Source organism: Proteus columbae (assembly GCF_002777965.1).
Taxonomy (GTDB): Bacteria; Pseudomonadota; Gammaproteobacteria; order Enterobacterales; family Enterobacteriaceae; genus Proteus; species Proteus columbae.
The window spans coordinates 94,260-110,298 of record NZ_NGVR01000030.1 but is presented as its reverse complement, the minus strand read 5'-3'; the positions used below and the strand labels follow the sequence as shown (position 1 = coordinate 110,298).

Sequence of the window (16,039 nt, the reverse complement as noted above, 5' to 3'; positions counted from 1 at the left end):
TTGATAACAACGCGAGTATAATGAAAAAAATGAAGTTGGCGTGTCACCCTACTCTTTCACACTATTTTTATTGTGAACGTCCGATTGTTGATATTGTTGATGCAAATTTAACGCAAGTATCAGCAGTAGTGTTGTCATTGTCAGATATTGAGTCTGGTGAATTAGATCGCATTCATCAAACAGGCTTTCAACTACCCGTATTTATTGCAGTTAATCTCAATGATGCAATCAGTGCTGAATTGCTTAATCAGGTTTCAGGGATTGTGATTACGGATAAAAGTGCACATCAAAAAAATAGTACGTTAATTAATAAAGCAGCACAGCAATATGAAGAGAGTCTGACCACACCATTTTTTTCACGCTTAGTGAATTATGTTGCCGAAAAAAACGTCGCTTTTGATTGCCCTGGTCATCAAGGTGGAGAGTTTTTCCGTCGCCATCCTGTTGGCGAACAATTTTATCAATATTTTGGTGAAAATCTATTTCGCTCTGATCTCTGTAATGCTGATGTGGAAATGGGTGATTTGCTTATTCATGAAGGTGCGCCTTATGATGCCCAAACTTTTGCAGCGCAAGTGTTTAATGCCGATAAAACCTATTTTGTTTTAAATGGAACATCCTCTTCTAATAAAGTTGCCTTAAATGCCTTATTGGCGCCAAATGACTTAGTGCTATTTGATAGAAACAACCATAAATCCAATCATCATGGCGCACTAATTCAAGCAGGAGCAACACCTGTTTATTTAGAGACGGCTCGCAATCCTTTTGGCTTTATTGGTGGTATTGATGCTCATTGCTTTGAAGAGCACTATTTGCGCAAACAAATTGCAGAAATTGCACCAGAACGCCAATTCGATAAACGCCCATTCCGTTTAGCGGTTATTCAACTAGGCACTTATGACGGTACGATTTACAACGCAAGGCAAGTGGTCGATAAAATTGGTCATCTTTGTGATTACATTTTATTTGATTCTGCATGGGTGGGTTATGAACAATTTATTCCAATGATGAAACAGTGTTCGCCTTTGTTACTAACGCTTAATGAAGACGATCCCGGTATTCTTGTCACTCAATCAGTTCATAAGCAATTGGCGGGGTTTTCACAAACCTCACAGATACATAAAAAAGATGCTCACCTTAAAGGGCAATCACGTTATGTTAATCATAAACGTATGAATAATGCTTTTATGATGCATGCATCCACCAGCCCATTCTATCCCCTTTTTGCAGCTCTTGATGTCAATGCAAAAATGCATTCTGGTAAAAGTGGCGAAGCAATGTGGATGAGTTGCGTAAAACAAGGCATTGAAGCTCGTAAATTATTACTAAAGCAGTGCCAGTTTATTAAGCCATTTATTCCTGAAGTAGTTGATGGACTTGCTTGGCAAGATCATGACACAGATGAAATCGCTCACGATCAGCGTTTTTTCAATTTTATTCCTAATGATAATTGGCACTCATTTGAAGGTTATGCCACTAATCAATACTTTGTTGATCCTTGCAAATTAATGCTTACAACGCCGGGAATAGATCCTCATACAGGGGAATATGAATCTTTTGGTGTGCCTGCATCTATTTTGGCAAATTATCTACGTGAGCACGGTGTTATTCCTGAAAAAAGCGACCTCAATTCAATCTTATTTTTGCTGACTCCTGCAGAGCATCAAGCGAAGTTTGATCGCTTAATCTCTTTGATTGTTCAATTTGAAAAACACTTAGTTGAAGATGTGCCATTAGAACAAATATTGCCTTCCGTTTGTCGTCGTTATCCATCTCGTTATCAGGGTTATACATTGCGCCAGCTCTGTCAGGAAATGCATAATATTTGTGTCAGATACAATATCAAGTTACTGCAAAAACAGATGTTTAGAAAAAATCACTTCCCTAAGCGAGCACTAAGTCCGCAACAAGCTAATATTGAGTTTGTTCGTGGTAATGTTGAATTGTTACCTTTAAATAAATTAGCAGGCCGAATTGCCGCTGAAGGTGCATTACCTTATCCGCCGGGTGTTTTATGTGCTGTACCTGGTGAAATTTGGGATGGTGCTGTTTTACATTATTTTCAGGCACTTGAAGTCACTATTAATCAGCTTCCAGGCTTTTCAACTGAACTTCAAGGGGTTTATATTTATGATGAAAATGATGGCAGTAAGCGAATTTATGCTTATGTTATAAAAGAATAACTGTCTTATCTTTCCCCATAAAAAATGCTGATGTTTAATCACATCAGCATTTTATTTAACTCTATTTATAAGCCTTATTTATTCCAACTATTCGCCTTGAATGCGCCGATATTGCCCTTTATCTTGCAACAGCCTGACACCTAATATACTGCCACACAATGAAAGCAATAATGCCGCAACAATAGGTACGGTGATCCACATTCCCCATTGCGGTTGCCAAGGGAAATTAAACACCGATATTTGTAATAAGCTTAATGCGACCTCAGCGCCAATCGCCGCAGCTAATCCTGCCATTAAACCTAATAATGCAAATTCAGCCCAAAGAGTTCGTCGTAATAATGATTTACCTGCGCCTAATGTTCGATACACCACCAGCTCAATGCGTCGTTGCGTCATTCCTACCTGAATTTGAGCAACTAACAATAACGCACCACAGATCATTACCAATCCAACCATAATCTCTAATGCTCGACTAACTTGCTGTAAGATTTGTTGAACTTGCTGAATTAATGCACCAGTATCTAACACACTTACAGTTGGAAATTGCCGATTAAGCGCCGTAATTAACGCGCCTTCACCATTGTAATAAAAGCTACTCATCCATTTTTCTGGCTGATTACTTAACCCTTCTTCAGAGAAGATAAAGAAGAAATTAGGACGCATATTTTCCCAATCTACATGACGAATACTAGTAACAATGGACTTAAATTCACGAGTATCACCAACAAAAGTTAATTCATCACCCAATTTAATTTCGAGTTGCTCTGCAACGCCTTGATCAAGAGAAACACCATTACCGACAGGTGGCCAAGTTCCTTCAACAATGACGTTATCTTTAGGTAATTCATTGTGCCACGTTAAGTTAAGCTCACGACGAACCGTGTTGTTGCCAGCATCACGTTTATCAGCCCACTCTTTGGCGTTATGCTCATTAATCTGTGTTAAACGCGCTAATACCACAGGGAATGCATCCGTAGGTTCAACCTGATATTGTGCCAATAAGATATTAATTTCTTGAACTTGAGGTGCAGACATATTGATTAGAAAATAGTTAGGGCTATCTTCTGGTAATTGTTTTTGCCATTTTTCGAGTAAATCACCTTGAATAAGGACTAAAAGCGTTAACAACATAAATGAAAGAGCGAAGGCAGCAAGCTGAGTCATCGTTTGAAAAGGTTGTCGTAATAAACGAGTTACTGCTAAACGCGCACTGAGTTGGCGGAATTTAAATTGCTTTAATACCCATAATCCTAACCAACCAATTATTCCAAGTAAAAAAGCAATAACAACAACACCCAATAGAATTGACCAGAGTAAGACGCCAGTTCCTGCAAAAAGCGTTAAAGCACCAACAATAATTAAGCCCACTATTGGTAAATAATAACGTAGAGGCCATATAGGTGCCGTAGTATCACTTCTTAATACTCGGGACGGTTGTGTTGCCATTAATTGATAGTAAGGCCTTAATCCTGTTAATAAAGCAATTAACAGTAAAGAGCCCACAGACCATATCCATGGCAAAAAGCTCGCCTCAGGCAAACTTTTAGGTAAGACTGGCGCTAAAATTTGTAGCAGTATTGCCTCAAAAACAAGTCCAACTAATGAACCAACAACAATTGCGCCAATGAGGATCACGCCCCATTGCCCAACAATCCACTTTCTCAATGCACGTTTATCTGCACCTAACGTTTTTAATACCGCAATTAAGGTATGACGACTACGGCAATAATGAGCCATTGAAACGGCAACTGCCGATATAGCAAGCAATAGCGTTAATAGTGCTGAAAGTAAAAGAAAGTTTTTCGCACGCTCCATTGATTGTGAAAGTGCTCCACTATCTTGTTTTAAACTATTCCAACGCTGATCGGGTTTTAATAGTGGGTCAAAGCGTTGCTGATAACTATCAATTACGGACTCATTACCTGCAAACATATAGCGATAAGTCAGGCGGCTTCCGGGTTGCACCGCTCCAGTTGCTTCAACATCATCAAGATTAATTAAAATACGGGGTGCGATTTGAAAAGGATTAAACCCGCTGTCTGGCTCTTGAATTAATACACCGCTAATAGTAAATGAGGCATCACCTACATCAATTTTATCGCCAACTTTTATATCAAGTAATTCCAGTAATCTGGCACCAACAAGTGCAGTGCCTTTTTCAGGTTTTAACCCTGCTGGCTCTGTTTCTAACTCACCATACAGTGGATATAAATTATCTGCGGCTTTCACCAATGCAAGCTGTGGTGTATCGCCTTCAGGGGCATAAGTCATCGTGGTAAATTGCATTTGGCGACTGAGAGTTAACCCTTCTTTCTTCGCCTCTGTAAGCCAGATTTCATCAACGGGATAAGATGCACGTAAGACTAAATCGCCAGCAATTAAATCACGACTTTGAGCATATATGCTTTTATCAATGCGATCACCTATACGCCCTAAAGCAAGCACACAAGCAACCGCTAGCGCTAAAGAAAGCCAAACAATTAATAGTGCAGGAGAACGCCATTCACGCCAAAACCAACGCCAAATCATGACTCCTCCTTAAGTTGTCCATCTACTAATCGTAATCGTCTTTGGCAACGAGCTGCCAGCTCATTATCATGAGTCACTAAAATCAATGTTGTTGCATAATCTCGGTTAAGAGAGAACAGCAAGTCAGCAATCTTATCGCCCGTTTTACGATCAAGATTCCCTGTTGGCTCATCAGCAAAAAGAATAGCTGGCTGAGTACAAAATGCTCTTGCTAATGCAACGCGTTGTTGCTCACCACCAGAAAGTTGTGCTGGCATATGGTATAAACGTTCGCCTAATCCTAACAGCTTAAGTAAATCAACTGCACGCGCATGACTGTGCTTTTCTGACTCGCCTTTTAATAATGCGGGCAACTGCACATTTTCGAGTGCATTCAATGTTGGGATCAACATAAATGATTGAAAAACAAACCCAACATGTTGGGCTCGCAGCAGGGCACGTTCTTCTTCATTCATTATTGTGAGATCTTCTCCCATTAAATGCACACTGCCAGAGCTGCCATCATCTAATCCAGCGATGATCCCTAGCAGGGTCGATTTACCCGATCCTGACTCACCAATTAACGCAATTGTTTGTGCAGGCTCGACAACTAACTCAACACCCTGCAATATAGAGATCTGACTATCACCTTGTCCTACTTGTTTGGTTAACTGATGAACTTCAAGAACCTTTTCCGTCGACATACATTTTTCCTTATCGTTATGATGATGTTTAGCTTTAAGGCAATTGCTGCTGATACCTTTTTAATCTTTGGTGACAGCTTGAGTGCAGGATATCGTCTTCCGATTGAAAGTGCATGGCCACAACGCCTTGCTGATAAATGGAAAACAACCTACCCTGAAATTAATGTTGTTAATGCAAGCATTAGTGGTGAAACGGCCTTTCAGGGGCAAAATAGGCTTTCTGATTTATTAAAACAGCATCAACCACGTTGGGTTTTAATTGAATTAGGTGCAAATGATGGCTTACAGGGATACCCTGTTGCACAAACAAAGGAAGCATTACAAAACATCATTACACAAGTAAAAAATGCCGGTGCAACGCCACTTTTTATGCAAATAATGATTTCACCTAATTACGGCAAACGTTATACACAATCATTTTCAGCGATCTATCCAAAACTCGCTGAAGACAATGCGCTTCCTCTACTTCCTTTTTATATGGAGCAAATTGCTGATAAGCCTGAGTGGATGCAAAATGACAGCATACACCCCAATGAAGATGCTCAGCCTTTTATTGCGCAGTGGATGGATGAAACATTATCCCCTTACTTAACACGTTAGACTATTCTGACAGTAGTTGACGTAGATTAAACGAGATTAATTGTAAAATTATGCAAAAAACGGTATTGATTACAGGAAGTTCCAGTGGAATAGGACTCTGTGCCGCAAAAGCACTAAAGAAAAGAGGTTATCGAGTCCTTGCTGCTTGTCGTAAAGGTGAAGACCTTGAACGCATGGAAACGCTGGGATTAGAACCTATTTATCTTGATCTTGATGATCCAAAAAGTGTTGAAAATGCAGCACTAGAAGTTATTCGTCTAACAGACGGTCGTTTATATGGATTATTTAATAATGGCGGGTTTGGTGTTTATGGCCCATTAGATGCCATCACTCGCTCACAAATGGAAAAACAGTTTTCTACTAACTTTTTTGGTTTACATCAGCTTACTACATTGCTTCTACCGGTAATGTTACCTCATGGTGAAGGAAGGATCATTCAAACTAGCTCTGTAATGGGAGTTATCTCAACACCCGGTCGAGGCGCTTACGCCGCCAGTAAATATGCAGTAGAAGCATGGTCTGATGCGCTAAGAATGGAAATAGCGCATACTGGTGTTAAAGTGAGTTTAATAGAGCCTGGCCCAATACGAACTTGTTTCACTGAGAATGTCGCTCAAGCCGAAAAAGATAAACCTGTAAAAAATCCGGGGATTGCGAGTCGTTTCACATTAACGCCTGAAGATGTCGTGAAAAAGCTTATTCATGCTTTAGAAAGCCCCAAACCTAAGATACGTTATCCCGTAACCTTATTAACTTACGCTGTCAGAATACTAAAACGTTTTCTACCTGATACTTTAATGGATGCTATTCTCAGTCGCCAAAGTGGCAAGGCTTGATTTTTCAGAAAACACCCTTACTTATTAATGAATAAGCGTTATAAATCGCATCTATATTTAAAACTCTCAAAAAGGGGCAAGTTAATGTTAGCAACTGCACATATTGTTGATGTAAATGAATCAAATATTCAACAAGTTATAGAACAATCCATGACTAAACCAGTCATGATGTATTTCTATTCAGAACGTAGCCCTCATTGTGCAGAGCTTGGCGCAACATTAGATAAACTGGCAGCCGAATTTGCTGATCAATTTATTTTGGCTAAATTGGATTGTGATGTTGAACAAATGATTGCCTCACAATTTGGTTTACGCGCTATTCCAACTGTTTATATTTTACAAGAAGGTCGCCCTGTTGATGGTTTCCAAGGTCCTCAACCTGAAGAAGCAATTCGCCAAGTATTAGCCAATGTATTACCAAAACCAGAAGAATTGAAAGCGGCACAAGCGGCACAATTACTTTCTGAAGGAAAAGCTGAGGAAGCTTTACCTCTGCTTAAAGAAGCCCATCAACTCGCACCTAAAAACAGTGAAATTACCCTTGCACTAGCGGGTGCTTTAATTTCTTTAAATAAAAGTGAAGAAGCTCAAACTCTGTTAATTACTATCCCATTACAAGATCAAGACAGTTACTACCATAGTTTATTAGCACAAATTGAATTACAAAAACAGGCTGCTGATACGCCTGAAATTCAACAATTGCAGAACGATTTTAATCAACAACCTGAAAATACCGATCTTGCCATTCAACTTGCACTAAAATTACATGAAGTTGCTCGTAATGAAGAGGCGTTAGAGTTGTTATTTAGCTTTATCAAAAAAGATCTAAATGCAGGTGATGGGCAAGTTAAGAAAACCCTGATGGATATTCTATCAGCCTTAGGTACTAATGATAATTTGGCGTCTAAATATCGTCGTATGGTGTATTCTTTACTTTATTAATTTTATTTTCTTATTAAAGCAGACTTAGGACAGGTATATGGAAATAGTCATTGGTATTATCATCTTATTCGCTATTATTTTAGTTTTATGCGGTGTTAAAACCGTTCCACAAGGTTATCAGTGGACTGTCGAACGTTTTGGTCGTTATACTCGTACTTTGACTCCGGGACTCCAAATTCTCGTACCATTTGTTGATCGCATTGGTCGCCGTATCAATATGATGGAACAAGTACTCGATATTCCATCTCAAGAAGTCATTTCTCGTGATAACGCCAACGTCAGCATTGATGCAGTCTGCTTTATTCAAGTTATCGATCCTGTAAAAGCCGCGTATGAAGTTAATAACCTTGAACTTGCAATTATTAACTTAACACTCACTAATATTCGTACAGTGTTAGGCTCAATGGAACTTGATGAAATTCTTTCTCAGCGTGACCAAATCAACAGTCGCCTTTTACTGATTGTTGATGATGCAACAAACCCTTGGGGCATCAAAATTACCCGTATTGAAATTCGTGATGTTCGCCCACCAAAAGAATTGATTTCTGCAATGAATGCACAGATGAAAGCTGAACGTACTAAACGTGCCGACATTCTTGAAGCTGAAGGTATTCGTCAAGCCGCTATCTTAAAAGCAGAAGGTGAGAAACAAGGACAAATACTGAAAGCTGAAGGTGAGCGTCAATCTGCATTCTTACAAGCAGAAGCCCGTGAACGTGCGGCAGAAGCAGAAGCTAAAGCAACACAAATGGTATCTGAGGCCATTGCAAAAGGTGATATGCAAGCAATCAACTACTTTGTTGCTCAAAAATATACTGATGCACTGTCACAAATTGGTTCAGCTAATAACAGTAAAGTTATTATGATGCCATTAGAAGCAAGTAATCTCATGGGTGCGATTGGCGGTATTTCTGAATTACTCAATACCCAAAAAAGTGACTCTGGCAACAAGAGCAATTAATTATGATTGAATGGATTAGTGCTCAACCTGCACTTTTCTGGCTTTGTCTTGGTGGCTTGCTGTTAATTACAGAAATGTTAGGAACAGCAGGATACCTTTTATGGTCAGGAATGGCGGCTCTATGTGTATCGTTGATCACATGGATATTGCCTATTAGCTGGCCTATTCAAGGTGTTTTATTTGCGATATTAACGGTTATTAGTGCTGTACTTTGGCACCTTTGGCTTAAACGCAGAAAACTATCAAAAGAAGCTGAAAACTTAAATCAGAAAACACATCAACTGATTGGTGTTCATGCTGTTTTATTATCAGATACTGAAAATGGTTTTAGTCGCGTAAAATTAGCTGATGGCAGTTGGCGTGTTTATTCAGACACGCCATTACTTGCTGGCGATAAGGTAACAGTAACTGCAATTGATGGTATTACCTTACAAGTGATTGCGATTAAACCGGCTATTTCTGGTGATGACAACACCCTGACAAATGATTGATGATCGGGCAATCTGCTCCGTCATCACCGGGGCATTCGCTGGCTAACAAAAGTAATCGCTGGCGAATGGCATTAAGCTCATTAATTGTTTTCTCAATTTCAGCCACTTTTTTTAAGGTGGCTTCTTTCACGTCAGAACTGTGACGAGAAGGATTTCTTAACAACATCAATAAAGCTCTACACTCTTCTAAACTAAAGCCAACCTCTCTTGCTTGGCGTAATAATGTTAACTCTTCAATGTGTTGAGCCTGATAATAGCGATAGCCATTTTCACCTCTTCCCGGTGGTGTTATCAGGTCTTTTTCTTCATAAAACCGAATAGCTTTAGCCGTTAATCCTGTTTTATTTGCGATTTCACTAATATTCAAAATTCCCCCTTGACCTTCCCCTTGCGGAAAGGTTTAGCCTTTATCTCTGATAAGAAAAAACCTTTAAAGAAAGCAAGTTACCGAATATTGCGCAATAATAGAGGTAACGCTTTTATGATGGAGATAATTAACATGGCAAAAACTATATTACTCGCATTGAAAGGACTTTCATGCTCCCATTGTGTTAACAGTGTAAAAAAAGCACTTGATGCTCGCAATGACATAGAGCAGGCAATTGTGACTATTCAATACGCTAAAATTGACAGCGATGCAACTGCTGAAAGCTTAATCAAAACAATTGAAGATGCAGGCTATGAAGCAAGTGTTGCAACACAACCCGATGTAAAATTAAGCCTAAGTGGGCTTAACTGCATGAAGTGTGTCGGTAAAACTGAAAAAGCATTATTAGCTGTTGAAGGCGTTGCCGCCGTTAATGTAACAAAAGAGTCAGCTGAAATTTTTGGTGACGTTACTGCCGATACTTTAATTGCAGCGATTACGGCTGAAGGTTTTCAAGCAAACTTAGCACCCACTGACAACGCAATTCATTTAACTCTATCTGGCTTAAATTGTGGTCACTGTGTCGGTTCAGTTAAAAAAGCACTAGAAAATACGGCAGGTGTTGAGACTGCTGAAGTTGAATTAACACACGCAAAAGTGACAGGTTCTGCAACCGCTGAAACCCTAATTACCGCCATTACAGAAGCAGGTTTTGAAGCACAATTAGCCGGTGCTGATTTCCCAAAAACTGAGCCGCTGACGCAAACGCATGCACAACTGGAAGCATCGTCAGCGGCTGTTTGTGATATTCCAGTTGAGAATGCTGATATTGATAATGGCGCTGAAATCGATACTGACGATGACAGCAGTGTTCAGCTTTTAATTGATGGCATGACCTGTGCAAGTTGCGTAAGCAAGGTTCACAAAGCATTACAATCTGTTGATGGCGTTGAAAATGTGCGTGTAAATCTTGCTGAACGTAGTGCATTAGTGACGGGTGAAATCGATCATGATGCGCTTGTGACTGCGATTGAAAAAGCGGGTTATGGCGCTGAAATTATTCAAGATGATGTAAAACGCAGAGAACGTCAGCAAGAAGTTGCTGTTGCCAATATGAAACGTTTTCGCTGGCAAGCGGCATTGGCCTTAGTTGTTGGTATCCCTGTAATGATTTGGGGAATGATCGGCGATAATATGATGCTCACAGAGGCCAATCACAGCATCTGGTTAGGCATTGGTATTGCAACGCTGTTTGTGATGGTTGTTGCTGGTGGTCATTTCTATCGTAGTGCGTGGCAGAGTTTAAAAAACCGCAGTGCAACAATGGATACCCTCGTTGCGTTAGGAACAGGAACAGCGTGGCTCTATTCCATTACCGTGAACTTATGGCCAGAAGTGTTCCCATCTCAAGCTCGACATCTCTATTATGAAGCCAGTGCGATGATTATCGGTTTAATCAATCTGGGTCATATGCTTGAGCAAAGAGCGCGCCAGCGTTCATCCAAAGCACTAGAGCGGCTATTAGATTTAACTCCACCAACAGCAAGAGTGATAACTGAAAACGGTGAAGTTGAAATGCCATTAGCTGATGTTAAACAAGGAATGACTCTACGTTTAGCAACTGGTGATAAAGTGCCAGTTGATGGTGAAATTATCCAAGGTGAAGTATGGATGGATGAGGCAATGCTGACAGGCGAGCCAATTCCACAGCAAAAAACGGTAGGTGATACTATTCATGCCGGAACAACGGTTCAAGATGGCTCAGTTCTATTTAAAGCGGCAGCTGTGGGAAGTAAAACAACACTTGCCCGTATTATTAAATTAGTTCGCCAAGCACAAAGTAGTAAACCTGAAATAGGTCAGCTGGCAGATAAAATTTCCGGCGTGTTTGTGCCTGTTGTCGTTGCTATCGCTCTTATTGCCGGTGCTATTTGGTATTTCTTTGGTCCATCTCCACAAATTACCTATGCACTGGTGATCATCACAACCGTTCTTATTATCGCTTGCCCTTGTGCTTTAGGTTTAGCGACTCCTATGTCGATTATTTCAGGTGTAGGTCGTGCGGCTGAATATGGCGTATTAGTCCGTGATGCAGATGCACTACAACAAGCAAGTAAGCTAGATACTTTAGTCTTTGATAAAACAGGAACACTGACAGAAGGTATGCCTCAGGTCACTGAAATTCATACTTTCAATCAAATAGATGAAACTCAAGCGCTTGCATTGGCAGCATCTTTGGAAAATGGTTCTAATCACCCATTAGCTAAAGCCATTTTAACGCGAGCTGAAGGCATTGATTTACCTGAAATAAGCCAATTCCGCACTCTTGCAGGAATGGGGTTAAGTGGTGAAATTAATGGCAAAACCGTACTTTTAGGCAACCCTAAATTGATGCTTGAATCAGGTATTGATATTAGTGAAATTAATTCACTTATTGACACTCAAGCAGCGAAAGGTGTTACTCCTGTCTTATTAGCTCAAGAAGGTAAGATTGCCGCCCTTCTCTCTATCCGTGATCCTCTAAGAGAAGATACTGTAAGTGCATTACAACGCTTACATCATCAAGGTTATCGCCTAGTAATGTTAACGGGTGATAATCCAATTACTGCAAATGCAATAGCAAAAGAAGCAGGTATTGACCAAGTCATCGCTGGTGTTATGCCTGAAGGTAAAGCACAAGCCATTACTGAACTTCAAGCCGAAGGACGTCGTGTTGCAATGATTGGGGATGGTATTAACGATGCCCCTGCATTAGCTAAAGCAGATGTCGGTATTGCAATGGGTGGAGGTAGTGATATTGCTATTGAAACAGCAGCTATCACGTTAATGCGTCACAGTTTGCATGGTGTTGCTGATGCGGTTGAGATCTCAAAAGGTACACTACGTAATATGAAGCAGAATTTATTCGGTGCCTTTGTTTACAATAGCTTAGGTATCCCCATTGCAGCGGGTATTTTATATCCTTTCACTGGCACACTGTTAAATCCAGTGGTTGCGGGTGCAGCAATGGCGCTGTCTTCAATTACTGTTGTCAGTAATGCAAACCGTTTATTGCGTTTTAAACCTAAGCAATAAATTAAGTAAGCTTTAAATAAAAAAACACTGTTTTTCTATTTATTAGAAAAGCAGTGTTTTTACATTTCAATCAACTGAAAATAAAAATATCTCTATTATTTTTCATTCTATAAATTTTCACTTAAAAATAATAAGGTAAAAAACACCTTATATAATAGAGAGAAAGTCTATGAATAATTACGGATGGGATATTATATACGCTTGTTCAGGTGGTTATATAAACAAACAATTATCTAATAATAAAAATAAACTTATCCAATCTTTTGAATACGAAGATCAGGATATTAAAATCACAGGAAACTTTGACTCATGGAAAATTGTTTCTGGTGGTAGTGGTAATTTACTTCAATTTGAAACACCGATTAAAACAGGGGAGCTTTTCATTAAACAACTTAATGAAAAAATCACTCTTGATAATGTTGTTCCTTTAATAGAAATGCAATTAAAGTTAATTAAAGGAAGTGATCAAACTGTACTTCATAAACTTGTTTTTAATTGTTTAATAGAAGGAAAAAATAAAGGTGACATGACTTTTGGTGCAGTCACTGTGATTAACCCTGATCTAAGTGGAAACTTAGGAAAATATCTTCAATCTCACCCGCAAGAAGCCGCTTTAGGTGCAGCATTACTTACTATTGGTTTATCTCGAGTTTTTATACAAAATGCAGAGCAACTTGATTTTGTATTTGCTGATATATTACCTTCACCAACAGGAGAAAATTCAAATTGGTTGACACCTAAAACACTTACCTATGCCTATCAACAGCCTGTTAGTGGTGCTTTAGGTGGTATCGCTATTTTAGGTATGTTAGAGAATATATCAATCAATAATTTACCTCGTAGTTTTGATTCTAATTTATTATTTAATAAAGATTTTGGTTTTATATTATCGGCTAAGGCTTTTCTGTTAAATATTGTTATTCCTTCATTACCTATTGGTTTTCAGGGGAATTCTACTGTTTATGATTTTCGTCTAAACAATAATATAATAAATTTAAATAATGAATTTAATCTTAACTCCGTTAAAGTTGATTTAATTTATTACACACCAACCGTTACCGATATTAACTTTCACATTGAAGATAATAAAATGTGGTGTTATGTTTCAACCCATACAAATATCTCTGGATTAACGGGAGCTTATATTACAAATACTGTCACATCAATTAATCCATCCTCGTTTAATGCATCAACAAAAACATTGTCTTTTAATTCTGATCCCAATAAATCAACAACAAAAAATGAGCATATTCCTTGCTGGGAACAAGGGTTAGGCGCTTTAACGTTTGGCATTATGAATATTGTCATTGAAGCTGTCAGTCTTTCCATTGAAAACTCAGTAGGTTCACTCACATCATCAAAAACGGCTCAATCATTAGGCGAGTTAGCGCCAGGGCTCGTCAGTTGGAATGGTCAGCAGAACATGACGATTGATGCAGGTGGGTTAGCCGATAATGTTTATATGCAAGGAAAATTAAATTAAGGAAAATATGATGAATAATATATCAGAAAACTCAGTGAGCACATTTGGTTGGGATACGGCTTATCTCGCTTCTTTTCCTATCGTAAATAAAGCAATAATGGCACAAAAAAGCTTTCCAAGCGCTTTTAACTATAAAGATGCTACTGACATTACGATATCGGGACATTGGGAGTCATGGCAATTAATTCCCGGTGGTGCAGGAGGTGATGTTCAATTAATTTGTAAGGCCACTTCAGGGAGTGCTTCAGGATTAGGATTAACAGGCGATCTATCTGATTCTGAAATCATTATTCAAGTTAATTTAAAACAAGTTGCCTCAAGTGATCCGGTTAATGATCCAACAGCAACAAATCAAGGCACCACACAACAATTAGTTGTCAATACTCAAGGTGTTGGCGTTGATCCTGCTGTTTCAGTTATTTCCACTCATTACCCCAAAGTCAATAACCTATTATTACAAGATGTACTTAACAGTGTTTTTAAAGACTACTTTAATGCACATATTAATGAGTTTAACCATGTTTTCGCTGTTATGAATATTAATGAAGTGGCGGATAAAGAAGGTTTTCAATGGGTAAAACCAACAAGCTTTCAATATGCTGTTGCTTCTCCTGAAAATGGCGATATTAATCATAGTGTTTTTGGACTAATTGCCATGGTAGAAAATCACCCTATTAATCCTTATATGCAACAAGCCGTTGATGTTAGAGCACTAATAAATTTACCCCAAGGTGCCAATGCAGCCTTTGTAATTAGTGAATCACTTGTTGCACAAAAAATGCTGCTAAGAGGCGCTGTTGCGACAATACAAGGTTCAAAAGTGTCTGATTTTGGCTTTAGCAAAGATGGATTATCTGTCACAAATATAACCGAATTGTTGTGGGGAAATTTTCAAACTAAGCATGGAGTGATCAGCCCTAAAATTGCAGCAAATAACATTGTGATACGTGCTGATGATACTTATATTTATTTAGAAATTGCGAATGCTGAATATGAAACATCACCCGGTATTACCGTTCATATGAATTTAACGCAAAAATTTACGTATAACGCAGTGAAAGCACAAAATGGGAACTATGTTTTTATTCCTGATATTACAGGTTTTGGAGAGCCTCAAATCACGTCTAATGTCAGTTTATCTGAAGGTATGGTGATAACTGAAATTATTATGGATGTCGTTGCCGTTATTACAAGTATCTTATGTGCCGTCAGTGGTATTGCAGAAGCGATTGATGGCGTTGCCGAAGTTGCAACCGATGTCGTTGCTAACACCGCAGAAGTCTCGTTAAGTGCAGATGCTATCGCTGGTGTTGCTGCGGATTCGCCAGAAATGGTCACGATTGAAAATGAAGCAGGAGCAGAAGCCGCTGATATCGGTGCAGCAGATCCTGAAAATGCATCCCAAATACAAAAGTGTGGTGTATTTACTTCTACGAAATTTAGACTGGCAACAGGATTAACAGCCGCCATTTCAGGTTCAATTACGGGTTCTATTGGCATCGCTAAAGCCGTAACACAACAAGAGTATAACCAAATCCCTGCGTTAAACACCTTTGCCATTAACTGTATAGGCGCAACAAAATGGCCTTCGTTATCAAATTACACCTTACTTGGTGCCAACTTCCAGACTAGTCTAGTAATGGGGATCTCAATGGATGTAGAAAATTAATCCAATCATTTATTTTTTAATGATGCCGTGATACCAGTAACTTAAGCATGTGAAAGATAAATCTTCTTTTTGATAAGATTTATCTTTTTTCTTAGAGTTAAATCTTGATTTATCAATTAATTAAAAAAAAAGCCGATATTTCTATCGGCCAGTCAAAGAGGAATTTCTCATTATACAAGAGAGTCATCACTCCGCCCTCTTAGTTCTAGAATAGCAATAT

Annotated in this window: 12 protein-coding genes; 9 read left to right on the top strand and 3 right to left on the bottom strand. The window is 38.9% G+C overall.

Annotated elements, in window-relative coordinates; all coding sequences use genetic code 11:
- The first annotated feature begins 20 nt into the window (after positions 1 to 20).
- Positions 21 to 2,183, top strand: coding sequence for an ornithine decarboxylase (locus CBE70_RS16265; RefSeq protein WP_100160146.1), 2,163 nt, complete (start codon positions 21 to 23; stop codon positions 2,181 to 2,183).
- Positions 2,184 to 2,270: 87 nt separating this feature from the next.
- Here CBE70_RS16265 and ybbP read toward each other — a convergent pair whose 3' ends face one another.
- Both ybbP and ybbA read right to left on the bottom strand, forming a co-directional pair.
- Positions 2,271 to 4,712, bottom strand: a complete 2,442-nt coding sequence (ybbP, locus tag CBE70_RS16260) for a putative ABC transporter permease subunit YbbP (protein WP_100160145.1) — start codon at positions 4,710 to 4,712, stop codon at positions 2,271 to 2,273.
- Positions 4,709 to 5,395, bottom strand: coding sequence for a putative ABC transporter ATP-binding protein YbbA (gene ybbA, locus CBE70_RS16255; RefSeq protein ID WP_100160144.1), 687 nt, complete (start codon positions 5,393 to 5,395; stop codon positions 4,709 to 4,711). The genes ybbP and ybbA overlap by 4 nt, the downstream gene beginning before the upstream one ends.
- Between ybbA and tesA the strand changes: the two genes are divergently transcribed.
- From tesA to CBE70_RS16230, 5 genes are all read left to right on the top strand, one after another.
- Complete coding sequence (gene tesA, locus CBE70_RS16250; protein WP_100160143.1) at positions 5,366 to 5,995, top strand: multifunctional acyl-CoA thioesterase I/protease I/lysophospholipase L1; 630 nt, start codon at positions 5,366 to 5,368, stop codon at positions 5,993 to 5,995. The two genes, ybbA and tesA, sit on opposite strands and share 30 nt — an antisense overlap.
- A gap of 50 nt (positions 5,996 to 6,045) precedes the next feature.
- The gene (locus tag CBE70_RS16245) at positions 6,046 to 6,831 is read left to right on the top strand and encodes an SDR family oxidoreductase (RefSeq protein WP_100160142.1); all 786 of its coding nucleotides are present in this window, start codon (positions 6,046 to 6,048) and stop codon (positions 6,829 to 6,831) included.
- An 84-nt stretch (positions 6,832 to 6,915) separates the two neighbouring features.
- Positions 6,916 to 7,773: a co-chaperone YbbN gene (locus tag CBE70_RS16240; RefSeq protein WP_100160141.1), complete on the top strand. Its 858-nt coding sequence runs from the start codon at positions 6,916 to 6,918 to the stop codon at positions 7,771 to 7,773.
- A gap of 37 nt (positions 7,774 to 7,810) precedes the next feature.
- Positions 7,811 to 8,734, top strand: a complete 924-nt coding sequence (locus tag CBE70_RS16235) for an SPFH domain-containing protein (RefSeq protein ID WP_100160140.1) — start codon at positions 7,811 to 7,813, stop codon at positions 8,732 to 8,734.
- A gap of 2 nt (positions 8,735 to 8,736) precedes the next feature.
- Positions 8,737 to 9,225, top strand: a complete 489-nt coding sequence (locus tag CBE70_RS16230; protein WP_100160139.1) for an NfeD family protein — start codon at positions 8,737 to 8,739, stop codon at positions 9,223 to 9,225.
- Here the strand turns inward: CBE70_RS16230 and cueR are convergent.
- A complete protein-coding gene (cueR, locus tag CBE70_RS16225; RefSeq protein WP_100160138.1) occupies positions 9,188 to 9,592 on the bottom strand; it encodes a Cu(I)-responsive transcriptional regulator in 405 nt (134 codons plus the stop codon). The two genes, CBE70_RS16230 and cueR, sit on opposite strands and share 38 nt — an antisense overlap.
- A 132-nt stretch (positions 9,593 to 9,724) precedes the next feature.
- Between cueR and copA the strand changes: the two genes are divergently transcribed.
- The 3 genes from copA to CBE70_RS16210 all read left to right on the top strand — a co-directional run bounded on the left by copA (position 9,725) and on the right by CBE70_RS16210 (position 15,819).
- On the top strand, positions 9,725 to 12,667 hold the full coding sequence (gene copA / locus CBE70_RS16220) for a copper-exporting P-type ATPase CopA (RefSeq protein WP_100160137.1): 2,943 nt from the start codon (positions 9,725 to 9,727) through the stop codon (positions 12,665 to 12,667).
- A 169-nt stretch (positions 12,668 to 12,836) separates the two neighbouring features.
- Complete coding sequence (locus CBE70_RS16215; protein WP_100160136.1) at positions 12,837 to 14,150, top strand: TULIP family P47-like protein; 1,314 nt, start codon at positions 12,837 to 12,839, stop codon at positions 14,148 to 14,150.
- A gap of 10 nt (positions 14,151 to 14,160) precedes the next feature.
- Positions 14,161 to 15,819 carry a TULIP family P47-like protein gene (locus CBE70_RS16210; RefSeq protein WP_157926017.1) on the top strand — a complete coding sequence of 553 codons (1,659 nt, stop codon included), beginning with the start codon at positions 14,161 to 14,163 and terminating at the stop codon, positions 15,817 to 15,819.
- Positions 15,820 to 16,039 lie beyond the last annotated feature (220 nt).

Coding starts and splice junctions, on each gene's coding strand:
- ybbA (WP_100160144.1), bottom strand. CDS start 5,395: ATGTCGACGGAAAAGGTTCTTGAAGTTCATCAGTTAACCAAACAAGTA.
- CBE70_RS16240 (WP_100160141.1), top strand. CDS start 6,916: ATGTTAGCAACTGCACATATTGTTGATGTAAATGAATCAAATATTCAA.
- copA (WP_100160137.1), top strand. CDS start 9,725: ATGGCAAAAACTATATTACTCGCATTGAAAGGACTTTCATGCTCCCAT.
- CBE70_RS16230 (WP_100160139.1), top strand. CDS start 8,737: ATGATTGAATGGATTAGTGCTCAACCTGCACTTTTCTGGCTTTGTCTT.
- CBE70_RS16235 (WP_100160140.1), top strand. CDS start 7,811: ATGGAAATAGTCATTGGTATTATCATCTTATTCGCTATTATTTTAGTT.
- CBE70_RS16265 (WP_100160146.1), top strand. CDS start 21: ATGAAAAAAATGAAGTTGGCGTGTCACCCTACTCTTTCACACTATTTT.
- CBE70_RS16215 (WP_100160136.1), top strand. CDS start 12,837: ATGAATAATTACGGATGGGATATTATATACGCTTGTTCAGGTGGTTAT.
- tesA (WP_100160143.1), top strand. CDS start 5,366: ATGAACTTCAAGAACCTTTTCCGTCGACATACATTTTTCCTTATCGTT.
- ybbP (WP_100160145.1), bottom strand. CDS start 4,712: ATGATTTGGCGTTGGTTTTGGCGTGAATGGCGTTCTCCTGCACTATTA.
- CBE70_RS16210 (WP_157926017.1), top strand. CDS start 14,161: ATGAATAATATATCAGAAAACTCAGTGAGCACATTTGGTTGGGATACG.
- CBE70_RS16245 (WP_100160142.1), top strand. CDS start 6,046: ATGCAAAAAACGGTATTGATTACAGGAAGTTCCAGTGGAATAGGACTC.